Source organism: Streptomyces sp. NPDC053432, assembly GCF_055585365.1.
Map to the genome: position 1 here is coordinate 43,364 of NZ_JBVJKF010000003.1, position 15,119 is coordinate 58,482.

The following is a 15,119-nucleotide window of genomic DNA, read 5'->3' on the forward strand; positions in this document are numbered from 1 at the left end:
GAGGTGCTCGAACTGGCCAAACGTACACATCAGGCCATTTTGGTGTGACCGGTCCGGGATGACCGATTAGTCTCGCGATCATGGTGGACATCCGTGAGGTACCCGAGGCAGACATCGACCGTGCTCTGGAGCTCGCGTACCTGGTCTTCCACGACCGCCCCGGGAAGGAGGCACGGGAGCGGCACCACGACCTGCTGGCGCGTTGCCGCCGGACCGGTGCCTACGACGGGGACGCCCTCGTCGGGTTCATGGCCGCGCACGACTTCCGGCTCTCCGTGCCCGGGGCGGACCTTCCCTGCCCCGGGCTCACCTTCGTCTCCGTCGCCCCCACCCACCGCCGCCGCGGCGTGCTCACCGGGCTGATGGCGGAGACGCTGGAGTACGCCACGGCGACGGGCAGCCCGATCGCCGCGCTCTGGGCATCGGAGGCCGCCATCTACGGCCGTTTCGGCTTCGGAAGCGCCACCACCGGAGTCACCGTGGAGATCGACTCCACCCGCCCGCTGGCCCTGCGCCTGGCCCCGGACCCGCGCCCGCTGCGGCTCGTGGACCCGGCCGGGGCCCTCGCGGAGATCGCCCCCTTCCACGAGGCCGCCCGCGCCGTACGGGCCGGCCGCCCGACCCGCAGCCCGGCCCGCTGGCGCGAGGAGTGGCTGTGCGAACAGGCCGAGGAGGACGACGAGCTGAGCCCGCCCCGGATCATCGTCCTCGGGGACCCGGGCGAGCCGATCGCCGGCTACGTGGTCTACCGCACCAAGGCCGAGGACGTCCACCGGCCCGTCCGCGCGCCCGGGCTGGTCCGCGTGGAGGAGCTGGAGGCCGAGACCCCGGCGGTGGCCGCCGCCCTGTGGGAGTGCATGGCCGCCCTCGACCTCACCGGCAAGGTGACCGCCTGGGGCCGGCCGGTGGACGACCCGCTGCTGCACTTCGCCGCCGACCGGGACCAGGTCCGGGTCACCGCGCAGTTCCCCGCGCTCTGGCTGCGCCTGGTCGACGTGGGGGCGGCGCTGGCCGCGCGGTCCTGGGCCGCGCCCGTGGAACTCGTACTGGAGGTGCACGACGTACGGCTGCCCGCCAACGCAGGGCGGTTCCGGCTGAAGGCGGGGCCGGGCGGGGCGGCGTACGAGCACGCGGACACCGCCCCCGACCTGGCCCTGGACGTACGTGACCTGGCCGCCTGCTACCTGGGCGGGACCCGCGTCGTCGAACTCGTCGCGGCCGGGCTCGTACGGGAGCACACGCCCGGCGCCGCGGCGGCGCTGGACGCGGCCCTCGTGCCGGGGAACGGACTGCTGCCGCACACCGCCGACGCGTTCTGACCGGATCCGGCGGGGCTACGCGGGCAGGGAGATCCGGGCGGCCGACATGCCGAAGCCGGGCGTCCGGAGCCGGACGGACAGCGCGTCGGGCATCGGGTGGAGGTCCTCGGGCCGGTAACGACGGGCGTTGCGATGCCAGTTGAGGATTCCGGCGTGCCAGTCCTCCAGCTCGCCCACGTACGCGTCCAGGGCGGCCCGGGCGCCGGCGTCGAGCTTCCAGTCGTCGTACAGGACCGGCAACTGGGTCGCCACGATGTGCTCGAACTCCTCCGTGCGCTGCGTCATCAGCGCGTGGCAGATGTCCAGGGCCTGCGGATAGCCGATGTCGAAGAAGTTGCGGGTCACCAGGATGTAGTTGTGCAGCTCGCCCTCGACCTCCACCTCCTTCTGGTAGGAGAAGACGTCGTTGATCAGGCACGCGGCGTCCGAGACGGCGTTCTCCAGCGAACGGATGGTCCCCGAGGCGTAGATCTCCTCGGGGATGCCCCGGTCCTGGTACCCCAGTCGGCACAGGTACATGGTGAGGCGCGATCCGAAGGTGAGGCGGCGCATCTCGGCGTAGTCCACCGGGTCCGGGACCCGGTTGTGGACCTGGTTGTCCACCTCCCACACCCAGCTCTCCAGCATCCCCACCAGCGTCTCGCGGAACTCCGCGCGCCGGCCGGGGGACATGCCGGTCGTGGTGCGGATCCACAGATCGCGCAGCCCCCGCTCCATCGCCGTCACCGGCGCGGGCTGCCGGGCGTGGTCCACGGGCACCATCGCGATCAGGCGCGCCGTGGCCGCCTTGGCCGCCGCGAGGTCCCTGCTCCGCCCGAAGACCAGCGGATAGTAGTCGTCCGCGTACGTCCCCCAGCTCAGCCAGCAGGCGTTCAGGACCAGCTCCTCGGGCGAGGCGTCCGGGTCGATGCCCGCCGAGCACAGTGCGAAGTCGTAGCCGCGCAGCTTCTGTTCGTCCCAGACGACGGAACCGGGATCGCCGGGCTGCGGCTCCAGCAGGCCCATCCCCCGGCACCAGGCCACCGACTCCTCGCGGGCGCGGGCCAGGTGCGGGCTGAGCCTGAGCTCGTGCGGCATGTAGATCTCGGGGACGACCGAGGGCCCGGTCCGCTCGTGGGGGACGTGGGTGAAGGAGCGGTGGCGCAGCTCCATCGAGCGCTTCGTGAAGACGGACCGCAGGTCGAGGGCGCTGGTGCCGAGGCCGCTCGGGAGGAAGGGCAGGGTGACGGGGGCGGTGCGCCTGGCCCCCTCGTTCATGTAGCGGCTGGAGACCATGTGCCATTCGTGGCCGCCGGACTGCCAGTCCTGCAGCCCCTTGACGTATCCGAGGACGGCCGCGATCTCGGCGGGGTCCATGGCGTGGTCGGCGAAGAGCTGGGGCAGCTCGGTGAACACCGTCTGCTCGAACTGGTGGAGGCGGGAGGTCAGCAGGTCGTTCGCGGCCTCGGCGGCCTCCTGGGTGCCGCAGCGCAGGAAGGTCTCCAGGACCAGGACGGCGTTGGACAGTTCACCTTCCTCGGTCACCTCCCGCTGGTAGGAGAACAGGTCGTTCCTGATGTGCACGGCGTCGGAGAAGGCGTCGCGCAGCACCCCGAGGGCCCGCGCGCGTGCGACGCGCGCCGGTACCTCGGCGGACACGTACTCGATCAGTCCGGCCGACCAGGGCGCGCCGCCCACCTTGCGGCGCATCTCGATGTATTCGAGGGGGTTCGCCACGCGCCCGATGTCGATGTTGGCGAGCTCCCACATCGACTCGTCCAGGAGGTTCCTCGTCGACTCGGAGAACCGGTCCCTCCAGTCCGCCGACATCGCGGGCACGGTCCGCGCCCACAGGTCGGCGAGCCCCGCCTCGACGGGATTCGTCGGCTCGGGGAAGCCCTGCGCGAGATCCATCGGCATGAAGGCGGCGAGCCGGTCGAGGTACTCCCTGGCGCCCGCACGGTCCTTTGTCCGCTTGAACGTCTCCAGGAAGTGGTCGTCGAAGAAGAACACCCACACGTACCAGTCGGTGACGAGTGACAGCGCGTCGCCGTCGCAGTCGGGGTGGGTGTGGGCGCACAGCAGCGCGTAGTCGTGCGCGTCGAGGTCGGACTCCTCCCAGACGCCGGAACCCTCCAGCATCCCGAAGTCGCGCGCCCACCGCTTGGTGTGGACCCTCGCGGCCTCGTAGTGGGGGTTCATTCGTGCCGGATGGGGCACGTAGAAATCCGGCAGTTGGAACGGCTGCGTCACAGCGGGCGGGCCCTTTCGCTCACGGGTGCGGGGGCCGGTTCGCTCCGGCCCCCGCACGAGATCAGCAGTGCCCTACCCCTGGTGCCGCCGCGCCAAGGGGAAATTCACTTCATCAGGTGATGGGTGTGCTCTTCCGCGGTGCGTGCGCCTGCGGGGGGACAGACGGCTGCCCGCCGAACTGCTCCGCCTGCATCCGGTACATCGAGGCGTACCGGCCGCCGAGCGCCAACAGTTCCTCGTGACCGCCCTGTTCGACGAGCCGGCCCTCGTGCAGTACGTGGATGACGTCGGCGTACCGCACCCCCGACATCCGGTGCGTCACGAGGACCACGGCCCGCTGCGGCCCCGCCAGGCCGCGGATGGACTCGAAGGCGGCGATCTCCGCCTCCGGGTCCAGCGCCGAGGTGGGTTCGTCCACGACGACGACGCGGGCGTCGCGGAAGCGCGTACGGGCCAGGCCGAACTTCTGCCACTGGCCGCCGGAGAGTTCGGAGGCGCCCCGGAACACGCGGGCGAGCAGGGTCTCGTAGCCGTGCGGCAGCTTCTCGACGATCCGGTCGGCCCCCGCGTACCGTGCCGCGGCCACCAGCTTCGCGGCCTGCTCCACGGCCCGGTCCGGGTCCTCCTCGGGCCTGCCGATGGCGATGTTCGTACGGGCGGTCACCGGCCAGCGCTCGAAGTCCTGGGTGAGGAGGGCGATCCGGTCGAAGACCGCCTCCCGGTCGGCCTCCCGCACGTCCACCCCGTCCCAGCTCAGCGACCCGGAGTCGGGCAGGTGCAGGCCGGCGAGGAGTTTGACGAGGGTGCTCTTCCCCGACCCGTTCTCCCCGACGAGGGCGACGACGGTGCCCGCCTCGATGGTGAGGGAGACGTCCGACAGCGCGGGTTCGTCCCGGTCCGGATAGCGGAAGCAGACCCCGTCGAGGCGTACGGCGGAGAGCCGCTCGGGCAGCGCCAGCCCGCCGGCCGGAATGGCCCTGCGCCCCGCCTCGGCGACGAACCGTTCCAGGTCCCGTACGTACAGGGACTCCTCGTGCAGGGTGTTGGTGGTGGCGACGAGCGCGCCCAGACTCGCCGACCCGGTGCGCACCGCGATCACCGCGGTACCGGCGACGGCGAGATCCATCCGCCCGGTGACGATGAGCGCCCCCATCGCCCCGTACGTGACCAGCGCGGCCGCCCCGGACAGGGCGGCGGCGAGCAGCTCGGTGGCGGCCTTGTCCTTGGCGAGGCGGGTGGCCTCGCCCTCGGCGTGCTCGCCCATGTTGCGGTAGTGGCCGAGCAGATGACGGCCGACGCCGTGCACCCGTACCTCGGGGGCGGACGTACGGGAGATCAGCAGCTGGCCGAGCAGCCGCGCGGCCCGGGCGTGTTCCGCCCACGTGATCACGGACAGGTACCGGCGCTGCGCCACCCGCATCGCACCCCAGCCGCGCGGGGCGGCGATCAGCACCAGCATCGGCAGCAGCAGCGGGTGCAGCACGGTCAGCACCCCGCCGGTGGCCACCAGCGAGACGACTCCGCCCAGCGTCGCCACGCACGCCCCCACCGTCCGGCGGGCCGAGGGAGGACCCCACTGCGCGCTGTCGAGCAGCCGCCGGAACTCCCCGTCCTCGATGGCCTCCAGCTCCACCTCGACGGCGGCCTTCAGGTACTGCTCGTGCGCGGCCCGCTCCACCTTGGGCTCCAGCCGTCCGGCCGCCGCCGTCGACCGCGAGGCCAGCACGGCCCCGAGTACGGCGACCACCGCCCCGGCCGCGAGCGCGGGCCCGGCCGCGTGCAACCGGACGCCGGGACTCCCGGCGCCGAGCAGCGTCCGCAGCACGTCGCTCAGTACGAGCAGCCCTACGGCGGCGGTCACCCCCTGCCCGGCCTCGGCGACGGCGACGGTGAGCAGGGCCCGGCGGTCGCACTCCCAGGCCAGCCGCAGGGTCCCGCGGACCATGCGGGGCATGGCCCGCAGCGTACTGATCAGCCGGCTCTCCAGCTGGGCGTACTCGTGTTCGGCCCACCCGGCGTCGTACCGCAACGGCCCGCCGAAGAGCCGCCGCTCGCTCTCGGAGACGGCGGGCTGAACCCTCTCGGGCCTACGGAGCAGCCTCATGCGCGGCCACCTCCGCCCGGTGCCGGGTCGAACACCACATGTACGTGCACGGATCGCAAGATTCCTCCCGAGCTGCCACGGCCACGAACTGACGCCGCAAGAACGTGGCTGCTCAGAGCGGCGTCACGGCTCCCGGGGAACGAACGCCCGCACACACGTCCGCACCGGCGGCCGACCCCAAGCGGCGCCCGGGCAGCGCTCCGTGACGCGGCGTTCGAACCACCCGGAGGTGGAGATGACCCCCTTGGAGGGATTGCGCCCGTCTCGGAGGGGGTGGCGCCCGGGCATGTCCCGGGGTGTCGGGGCATGGGGTGATTGTCGGATTAGGTTAGTTTGTCCGTGTTGTGGTTCCGGCGTTCCGGGAGGGAACACTCATGGCTATCGATCTGGACAAGGTGCTCGACAAGGCGTGGGCCGAGAAGCCCCTCTCCGAGGTGCTTTCGGCTCCCGTGTCCGCACTCAAGGGCGTCACCGACAAGGACGGCGAGCTGCTCGCCCAGGCCTTCGGGGTGCGGACCGTCGCCGATTTCGGGCAGCTGAAGTACGCGCGGTGGGCGCAGGCGCTCGTGGCGCTGAACCAGACCGTCAAGGTCTAGTCGGCCGGGCGCAGTCCACGTACTCGGGGTCCGTGGACATGGCAGTGAGAAGACCGTCCTCCTCACCCTTCCAGGGGGTGGGGAGGACGGTCTGCGTGGCGGAGACCCGGCGCGGTGTTACTCCGCCTCGGCCTCGAGGTTGCCCTCCGTGTCCAGGTAGACCTGGCGCAGGGCTTCGAGGACCTGCGGGTCCGGCTTCTCCCACATCCCGCGGGACTCGGCCTCCAGCAGGCGTTCCGCGATGCCGTGGAGCGCCCAGGGGTTGGCCTCCTCCAGGAACGCGCGGTTGGCGGGGTCGAGGACGTAGGTCTCGGTGAGCTTGTCGTACATCCAGTCCGCGATGACGCCGGTCGTGGCGTCGTAGCCGAAGAGGTAGTCGACCGTCGCGGCGAGCTCGAAGGCGCCCTTGTAGCCGTGGCGGCGCATCGCCTCGATCCACTTGGGGTTGACCACGCGGGCGCGGAAGACGCGGCTCGTCTCCTCGACCAGGGTGCGGGTCTTCACCGTCTCGGGGCGGGTGGAGTCCCCGATGTAGGCCTCGGGGGCCGTGCCGCGCAGGGCGCGGACGGTGGCCACCATGCCGCCGTGGTACTGGAAGTAGTCGTCCGAGTCCGCGATGTCGTGCTCGCGCGTGTCCGTGTTCTTGGCGGCGACCGTGATCCGCTTGTACGCCGTCTCCATCTCCTCGCGGGCCGGGCGGCCTTCGAGGCCGCGGCCGTACGCGTAGCCGCCCCAGACCGTGTAGACCTCGGCCAGGTCGGCGTCCGTACGCCAGTCGCGGGAGTCGATGAGCTGGAGGATGCCCGCGCCGTAGGTGCCCGGGCGGGAGCCGAAGATACGGGTCGTCGCGCGGCGTTCGTCGCCGTGGACGGCCAGGTCCGCCTGGGCGTGCGCCCGTACGAAGTTCTCCGCGGCCGGCTCGTCCAGGGAGGCCGCCAGCCGGACCGCGTCGTCCAGGAGGGCGATGACGTGCGGGAACGCGTCGCGGAAGAAGCCCGAGATGCGCAGGGTCACATCGATGCGGGGGCGGCCCAGTTCGGCGAGCGGGACGGCTTCAAGGCCGGTCACGCGGCGGGAGGCCTCGTCCCAGACCGGGCGGACGCCCAGGAGGGCGAGTGCCTCGGCCACGTCGTCGCCCGCCGTGCGCATCGCACTCGTACCCCACAGGGACAGGCCGACGGAGGCGGGCCACTCGTCGTCGTGGTCCGCGCGGTAGCGGGCGAGGAGGGAGTCCGCGAGGGCCTGGCCCGTCTCCCAGGCGAGGCGGGAGGGGACGGCCTTCGGGTCGACCGAGTAGAAGTTGCGGCCCGTCGGCAGGACGTTGACCAGGCCGCGCAGGGGCGAACCGGAGGGGCCCGCCGGGACGAACTCGCCGTCCAGGGCCGAGACCACGTGGGCGATCTCGTCCGTGGTGCCGGCCAGGCGGGGGACCACCTCGCGGGCGGCGAAGGACAGGACGTCGGCGACCGCCTGGGGGTGGCCCGCGGCCACGGCGGGTACGGCCTCCAGGGACCAGTCCGCGTCCTCCATGGCCCGGACCAGGGCGCGGGCCTGCTCCTCGACGGTGTCCGCCGAGGTGCGGGTGGCCGCGGACTCGTCCAGGCCGAGGGCCTCGCGCAGGCCCGGGAGGGCCGTCGTGCCGCCCCAGATCTGGCGGGCGCGCAGGATCGCGAGGACCAGGTTGACGCGGGACTCGCCGGCCGGGGCGCCGCCGAGGACGTGCAGACCGTCGCGGATCTGGGCGTCCTTGACCTCGCACAGCCAGCCGTCGACGTGCAGGAGGAAGTCGTCGAAGCCGTCGTCGTCCGGGCGCTCGTCCAGGCCCAGGTCGTGGTCGAGCTTCGCGGCCTGGATCAGGGTCCAGATCTGCGCGCGGATGGCCGGGAGCTTGGCCGGGTCCATGGCGCTGATCTGCGCGTACTCGTCCAGGTGCTGCTCCAGGCGGGCGATGTCGCCGTACGACTCGGCGCGCGCCATCGGCGGGACGAGGTGGTCGATGAGGGTCGCGTGGACGCGGCGCTTGGCCTGGGTGCCCTCGCCCGGGTCGTTGACCAGGAACGGGTAGATGAGGGGCAGGTCGCCGAGGGCCGCGTCGGGGGCGCAGGAGGCGGACAGGCCGGCGTTCTTGCCCGGGAGCCACTCCAGGTTGCCGTGCTTGCCCAGGTGGATCATCGCGTCGGCACCGAAGCCGCCGTCGGCCGCCGCCGCCTGGATCCAGCGGTACGCCGCCAGGTAGTGGTGCGACGGCGGCAGGTCCGGGTCGTGGTAGATCGCGATCGGGTTCTCGCCGAAGCCGCGCGGCGGCTGGATCAGGATCAGGAGGTTGCCGCGGCGCAGGGCGGCCAGGACGATGTCGCCCTCCGGGTTGGCGGAGCGGTCGACGAACATGTTTCCCGGCGCCTCGCCCCAGTGCTCCTCGACGCTCTCGCGCAGGTCGGCGGGCAGCTCGGAGTACCAGCGCTTGTAGTCCGCCGCCGGGATGCGGACGGGGTTGCGCGCCAACTGCTCCTCGGTCAGCCAGTCCTGGTCGTGGCCGCCGGCCTCGATGAGCGCGCGGATCAGCTCGTCGCCGTCGCCGGAGACCAGGCCGGGGATCTCGGCGGCCGGACCGAAGTCGTAGCCGTGGGAGATGAGGGTGCGCAGCAGCTCCACGGCGCTGGCCGGGGTGTCCAGGCCGACCGCGTTGCCGATGCGGGAGTGCTTGGTCGGGTACGCGGAGAGGACCAGCGCGATCCGCTTGTCACGGCGGTCGGTGTGGCGCAGGCGGGCGTGGCGCACCGCGATGCCGGCGACGCGGGCGGCGCGTTCGGGGTCGGCGACGTAGGCGGGCAGACCGTCCTCGTCGAGCTCCTTGAAGGAGAACGGGACCGTGATCAGGCGGCCGTCGAACTCGGGTACGGCGACCTGGGTGGCGGCGTCGAGGGGGGACAGGCCCTCGTCGTTCTCCTCCCAGGCGGAACGGGAGCCGGTCAGGCACAGGGCCTGGAGGATCGGCACGCCGAGGGCGGCGAGGGCGCCGGCGTCCCAGGACTCGTCGTCTCCGCCCGCGGAGGCGGTGGCGGGCTTGGTGCCGCCGGCGGCGAGGACGGTGGTGACGATCGCGTCCGCGGACTCCAGGGCCTGGAGGAGCTCCGGCTCCGGGGTGCGCAGGGAGGAGACGTACAGGGGGAGCGGCCGGGCGCCCTGGGCCTCGATCGCGTCGCAGAGGGCGTGCACGAAGGCGGTGTTGCCGGACATCTGGTGGGCGCGGTAGTAGAGCACCGCGATGGCGGGGCCGGTGGTCTGCGTGGAGGTGCGCTCCAGGGAGCCCCAGGTGGGGGCGGCGGCCGGGGGCTCGAAGCCGTGGCCGGTGAGGAGGACGGTGTCCGAGAGGAAGCGGGCCAGCTGCCCGAGGTTGGCCGGGCCGCCGTGCGCGAGGTAGGCGTGCGCCTCGGCCGCGATGCCGATGGGGACCGTGGAGGCCTCCATCAGCTGGGCGTCGGGAGCCTGTTCGCCGGTCAGGACGACGACCGGGCGGGTCTGGCCCGGGGCGAGGAGGACGTCGAGGCCGTCCTGCCAGGCGCGCAGGCCGCCGAGGAGGCGTACGACGACCAGGTCGACCCCGTCGAGGAGCGCGGGGAGGTCGTCGAGGGGCAGCCGGGAGGGGTTCGCGAACCGGTACGGGACGGCGGTGTCGCCGGTGGCGGCGGTGTCCGCGGTGGCGGCGGTGTTCGCGGCCAGGTTCGCGGCGCGGGCGCTGAGCAGATCGGTGTCGGACGTCGACAGCAGCAGGATCATGCGGCGGCAGGCCTTCCTCGGGGTTTCCGCGCCCCGGGCAGTGAGGACAGCGGGAGTTCCTGACTCACCCCGCGGGTCGCTCCGCGGGATTCACAGTGGCGGGACCGCGCCGGAATCGCACCGGGCTTCCTCCCATGTCGCCGTCCTCGGCGATGGCGGACCGTGTGGCGCCGCCGGGGGTCATCCTAGGGGGGCTTTGCCCTGGCCGGGCGAGGTGGGGGGTGGGGGCGGTTGCCGGGGCTCTGCCGTTGTGCTGCGCCGGCGGGGCGGTTCGGGTGCGGGGCCGTTGCCGGGGCTCTGCCGTTGTGCTGCGCCGGCTGGGGCGTTCGGGTGCGGGTCCGTTGCCGGGGCTCTGCCCCGGACCCCGCGCCTCAAACGCCGGCGGGGCTGGATTGGCCGGGCGGGGGCTGGATTGGCCGGGCGGGGGCTGGATTGGCTGGGCCGGGGGTGGATTGGCCGGGCGGGCCTGGATTGGCTGGGCCGGGGGTGGGTTGGCTGGGCGGGCCTGGATTGGCTGGGCGGGGGTGGGTTGGTGACGGTGTGGGTGCTCAGGGTGGCGACGGACACAGGTCGGGGGAGCGGAAACGTAGGTATGCTCGCCGCCATGCCCCAGCCCCCTGTCGCCGCATCGCGGGACGAACCCGTCATACGGGACCGCGGTGACGCCTGCCCCGGCGCGCTGCGGCTGCACGCCGCGGACGACGGGTTCCTCGCGCGGGTGCGGATCCCCGGCGGGCTGCTGACCGCGTCGCAGGCCGCCGCGCTGGCGGTCGCCGCCGACCGGTTCGGGGACGGGCACCTGGAGCTCACCTCGCGCGGGAACGTACAGCTGCGCGGCCTCGCCGACGGGTGCGGGGGCGGGCTCGCCGAGTTGCTCGACGCGGCCGGGCTGCTGCCCGCCCCGGCCCACGAGCGGGTGCGCAACATCGTCGCCTCCCCGCTCGCCGACCCCGGCCCGGCGACGGCGCTCGACGCACTGCTCTGCGCCGACGCCCGCGTCACCGCCCTGTCCGGGCGGTTCCTGTTCGCCGTCGACGACGGCCGTGGGGACGTCGCCGCCCTCGACCCCGACATCACCCTCCTCGGCCCCGACGCCGACGGCCGTACGCTGCTGCGCCTCGGCGCGGCCCGCGACGCCGTCGAGGTCCGGGCCGAGGACGCGCCCCGGGCCGCCCTGCTGGCCGCCCACCACCTCCTCGACGCCGTCGCGGAGGCCGGGACCCGGGCCTGGCGCGTGGCCGAGCTGACCGGCGAACACGCCCTGGACACCGGTGAGTTCGGCCGGGTGCTGGACGGTTTCGGGATCCCCGCCCGGTACGTTGCCGACGCGGCCGGGCCGTGCGCGCCGCCGCCCGCCCCCGGGGCCCACGGGGACGCGCTCTGCGTGCTGGTCCCGCTCGGCCGGCTCACCACCGCCCAGTGGCGGACGCTGCCGGGAGACCTGCGGATCACGCCCTGGCGCAGCATCGTCGTCACGGGCGGCGCCCCGGCGGCCGTCGACCCCGGGCTCGTCACCGACCCCGGCAGTCCCTGGCGGTCCGTCACCGCCTGTACCGGGCGGCCCGGTTGCGCGAAGTCCCTCGCGGACGTGCGTGCCGACGCGCGTGCCCTCGTACGGGTGGCGACGGGCGAGCTGCCCGTGCACTGGTCCGGCTGCGAGCGCAGGTGCGGGCACCCGCGGGGGACGCAATGGGTGGACGCCCTCGCCACGGGGGACGGATACCGGTTGTCCGTGCACGGGCGGGAAGTGTCCCGCGAGCCGGCAGACCTGGCGGCCGCGCTGTCGGCCGCGCGCCACGCGAACCCCTCAGATTCCGAAGCCGCAGTGAAGAAATGAGCGAGTACACCGTGTTCGAGTACGAGAAGGACGGCGCCGCGATCTACCGCCAGTCCTTTGCCACGATCCGCGCCGAGGCGGATCTCTCCGGGCTGCCCGCCTCGGTCGCCCAGGTCGCGGTGCGCATGATTCACGCCTGCGGGATGACCGACCTGCCCCGCGACCTGGGGTACACGCCCGAGGTGGTGCTGCGGGCCCGCGCCGCGCTGGAGGCCGGCGCGCCGATCCTGTGCGACGTGCAGATGGTCGCCAGCGGGGTCACCCGCAAGCGGCTGCCCGCCGACAACGACGTGATCTGCACCCTCTCCGACCCGGCCGTGCCGGAGCTCGCCGCGAAGATGGGCACCACGCGCAGCGCCGCCGCCCTCGAAGTCTGGCGTGACCGGGGCCTGTTGGAGGGATCCGTCATCGCCGTCGGCAACGCGCCCACCGCGCTCTTCCGGCTGCTGGAGATGATGGAGGAGGGCGCCCCGCGTCCCGCCGCCGTCATCGGCGTGCCCGTCGGCTTCATCGGCGCGGCCGAATCCAAGGACGCCCTCGCCGCGCACCCCTCCGGGCTCGACCACCTGATCGTGCGCGGGCGGCGCGGCGGCAGCGCCATCGCCGCCGCCGCCCTCAACGCCATTGCGAGCGTGGCCGAATGAGCGGCGGCAAGGGACGGCTGTACGGGGTCGGGCTCGGGCCCGGCGATCCGAACCTGATGACCCTGCGGGCCGTCGAGGTGATCGGCGAGGCGGACGTCGTCGCGTACCACAGCGCGCGCCACGGGCGGTCCATCGCCCGCTCGATCGCCGCGAAGCACCTGCGCGAGAGCCACATCGAGGAGCCGCTGGTCTACCCGGTGACGACCGAGACCACCGACCACCCCGGCGGGTACCAGGGCGCGATGGAGGAGTTCTACGAGGCCGCCGCGGCCCGGCTCGCCGCGCACCTGGACGCCGGCCGGACCGTCGCCGTGCTCGCCGAGGGCGACCCGCTCTTCTACAGCTCGTACATGCACATGCACAAGCGGCTCGCGGACCGCTACGAGACCGAGGTGATCCCCGGCGTCACCTCGGTGAGCGCCGCCGCCGCCCGGCTCGGCACCCCGCTCGTCGAGGGCGAGGAGGTGCTGACGATCCTCCCCGGCACCCTGCCCGAGGAGGAGCTCACCGCCCGGCTCGCCGCCACCGACTCGGCCGTCGTGATGAAGCTCGGCCGGACCTTCCCCGCCGTGCGCGGCGCGATGGAGACCAGCGGCCGGCTCGCCGAGGCGCGCTACGTCGAGCGCGCCACCATGGAGGGCGAGCGGACCGGGCTGCTCGCCGAGACGGACGCCCAGAGCGTGCCGTACTTCGCCGTCGCCGTAGTGCCCAGCCGGATCGGCAACCCGGGCAGCGTGCCCTCGGGGCCCGGCGAGGTCGTGGTCGTCGGCACCGGACCGGCCGGGCCGCTGTGGCTGACCCCGCAGACCCGGCGGGCGCTCGCCGACGCCGAGGTGCTCGTCGGGTACACGACGTACCTGGACCGGGTGCCCGTCAAGCCGGGCCAGGTCAGGCACGGTTCGGACAACAAGGTGGAGTCGGAGCGCGCCGAGTTCGCGCTCGACCTCGCCCGGCGCGGCAAGCGGGTGGCCGTGGTCTCCGGCGGCGACCCCGGGGTCTTCGCCATGGCCACGGCGGTCCTGGAGGTCGCGGGCCAGGACGGCTACAAGGACGTGCCCGTACGGGTCCTGCCGGGCGTGACGGCGGCCAACGCGGCGGCCGCCGCGGCCGGGGCGCCGCTCGGCCACGACTACGCGACCGTGTCGCTGTCGGACCGGCTCAAGCCGTGGGAGGTCATCGCGGAACGGCTGCGCGCCGCGGCCACCGCCGACCTGGTGCTCGCCCTGTACAACCCCGGTTCGCGCAGCCGGACCTGGCAGGTGGCGCAGGCCCGGGAGCTGCTGCTGGAGCTGCGCGCGCCGCAGACCCCGGTGGTCGTCGCACGCGACGTGGGTGGGCCGGAGCAGTCGGTGCGGATCGTCACGCTCGCCGAACTGGAGCCGTCCGAGGTGGACATGAGGACGATCCTGCTGATCGGTTCCTCGCAGACGCAGATCACCGAGCGGGCCGACGGGTCGCGGATCACGTGGACCCCGCGCCGGTACCCGTGACCGGGGTGGAGTGACGGGCGTCGGGCCCGGGGTGCCTGCTTCACCCCGGGCCCGGCGTGTTCACGCCCGCTGCCGCAGCCAGTCCAGGGCCGCTGCCACCGAAGCCGCCTCAGCCACGCCCTCCGGGACGGCCGGGCGGCGTACGACGAGGACCGGGACGCCCGCCTCACGGGCCGCGGTGAGCTTGGGGGCGGTGGCCGAACCGCCGCTGTCCTTGGTGACCAGGACGTCGATCCGGTGGCGGGCCAGCAGCGCCCGCTCGTCGTCCAGGGTGAAGGGGCCTCGGGCCAGTACGACTTCCAGGCGCGGCGGCACCGGCGCGTCCGGCGGGTCCACCGAACGCACCAGGAACCACGTCTCGGTGAGGTGCGCGAAGGTGTGCAGGCCCATCCGGCCGGTGGTGAGGAAGGCGCGGCCGCCGAGGGAGGGCAGCAGGGCCGCCGCTTCGGCGAGCGAGTCCGCGAAGGTCCAGGCGTCGCCGGGCTCCGGGGTCCAGCCGGGGCGGCGCAGCGCCAGCAGCGGGACGCCCGAAAGCGCCGCCGCGCGCGCCGCGTTGAAGCTCATCCGCTCCGCGAAGGGGTGGGTGGCGTCCACGAGGTGGGTGACCCCGTGGGCGGCGATCCACGCGGCCAGCCCGGCGGGCCCGCCGAAGCCGCCGATCCGGGTCTCGCCGGGCGGCAGCACGGGCGCGGCGACCCGGCCCGCGAGCGACGTGGTCACCCGGTAGGGCGCGGCCGGCGGCCCGGCGGCGGCCGCCGCGCCGGGGCGGCCGTTGCCGCGCAGCGAGTCCGGCGAGGAACCCCACCCCACTCCGACTCCCGGGGCCGCGCCGGCTCCCTGCCCCAGGCCGGCTCCCTGCCCCCGGCCGGCTCCCTGCCCCAGGCCGGCTGCCGGGCCCAGGTCGGCTCTCGGGCCCACGCCGGCCTCCGGGCCCGGGCCGGCTCCTGGGCCCAGGTCTACTCCCGGGCCCACGCCGGCTCCTGGGCCCACACCGGCTCCCCGCCCCACGGCGGCTCCCGGGGCCGTGCCGGCGTCCGGGCGCGCGTCGGCGTCCGGGCCGGTGCCGGCTTCCGGGCCCGGGCCCGGGCCGGCTTCCGGTCCGGTGTGTGCGAGCAGGTGC

Annotated in this window: 9 protein-coding genes and 1 riboswitch; of the genes, 5 read left to right on the top strand and 4 right to left on the bottom strand. The window is 73.9% G+C overall.

Going from position 1 to position 15,119, the window contains the following annotated elements:
• Window positions 1–80 precede the first annotated feature (80 nt).
• Window positions 81–1,319 (top strand): GNAT family N-acetyltransferase, encoded by a 1,239-nt coding sequence (locus ACZ6Y1_RS06385; protein ID WP_469623857.1) that lies wholly within the window; start codon window positions 81–83, stop codon window positions 1,317–1,319.
• 15 nt (window positions 1,320–1,334) lie between these two features.
• On the opposite strand, the gene ACZ6Y1_RS06390 is transcribed toward ACZ6Y1_RS06385, so the two are convergent.
• Both ACZ6Y1_RS06390 and ACZ6Y1_RS06395 read right to left on the bottom strand, forming a co-directional pair.
• On the bottom strand, window positions 1,335–3,551 hold the full coding sequence (locus ACZ6Y1_RS06390) for a terpene synthase family protein (protein ID WP_469623860.1): 2,217 nt from the start codon (window positions 3,549–3,551) through the stop codon (window positions 1,335–1,337).
• Between the two features lie 112 nt (window positions 3,552–3,663).
• Window positions 3,664–5,655, bottom strand: a complete 1,992-nt coding sequence (locus ACZ6Y1_RS06395) for an ABC transporter ATP-binding protein (protein WP_469623863.1) — start codon at window positions 5,653–5,655, stop codon at window positions 3,664–3,666.
• Window positions 5,656–6,029: 374 nt separating this feature from the next.
• Between ACZ6Y1_RS06395 and ACZ6Y1_RS06400 the strand changes: the two genes are divergently transcribed.
• Complete coding sequence (locus ACZ6Y1_RS06400) at window positions 6,030–6,251, top strand: hypothetical protein (RefSeq protein WP_469623866.1); 222 nt, start codon at window positions 6,030–6,032, stop codon at window positions 6,249–6,251.
• 117 nt (window positions 6,252–6,368) lie between these two features.
• On the opposite strand, the gene cobN is transcribed toward ACZ6Y1_RS06400, so the two are convergent.
• A complete protein-coding gene (gene cobN / locus ACZ6Y1_RS06405) occupies window positions 6,369–10,028 on the bottom strand; it encodes a cobaltochelatase subunit CobN (protein ID WP_469623869.1) in 3,660 nt (1,219 codons plus the stop codon).
• Between the two features lie 40 nt (window positions 10,029–10,068).
• A riboswitch (cobalamin riboswitch) is annotated at window positions 10,069–10,195 on the bottom strand.
• Between the two features lie 425 nt (window positions 10,196–10,620).
• Between cobN and ACZ6Y1_RS06410 the strand changes: the two genes are divergently transcribed.
• Genes ACZ6Y1_RS06410 through ACZ6Y1_RS06420 form a run of 3 tightly spaced genes read left to right on the top strand, consistent with a single transcriptional unit; the run spans window position 10,621 to window position 13,999 of the window.
• Window positions 10,621–11,865, top strand: coding sequence for a cobalamin biosynthesis protein CobG (locus tag ACZ6Y1_RS06410; RefSeq protein ID WP_469623872.1), 1,245 nt, complete (start codon window positions 10,621–10,623; stop codon window positions 11,863–11,865).
• A complete protein-coding gene (locus ACZ6Y1_RS06415; protein WP_384752824.1) occupies window positions 11,862–12,509 on the top strand; it encodes a precorrin-8X methylmutase in 648 nt (215 codons plus the stop codon). The genes ACZ6Y1_RS06410 and ACZ6Y1_RS06415 overlap by 4 nt, the downstream gene beginning before the upstream one ends.
• On the top strand, window positions 12,506–13,999 hold the full coding sequence (locus ACZ6Y1_RS06420) for a precorrin-2 C(20)-methyltransferase (RefSeq protein WP_469623876.1): 1,494 nt from the start codon (window positions 12,506–12,508) through the stop codon (window positions 13,997–13,999). Before ACZ6Y1_RS06415 ends, ACZ6Y1_RS06420 begins: the two co-directional genes overlap by 4 nt.
• A 60-nt stretch (window positions 14,000–14,059) precedes the next feature.
• On the opposite strand, the gene ACZ6Y1_RS06425 is transcribed toward ACZ6Y1_RS06420, so the two are convergent.
• Window positions 14,060–14,782, bottom strand: a complete 723-nt coding sequence (locus tag ACZ6Y1_RS06425; protein ID WP_469624851.1) for a cobalt-precorrin-6A reductase — start codon at window positions 14,780–14,782, stop codon at window positions 14,060–14,062.
• Between the last annotated feature and the right edge of the window lie 337 nt (window positions 14,783–15,119).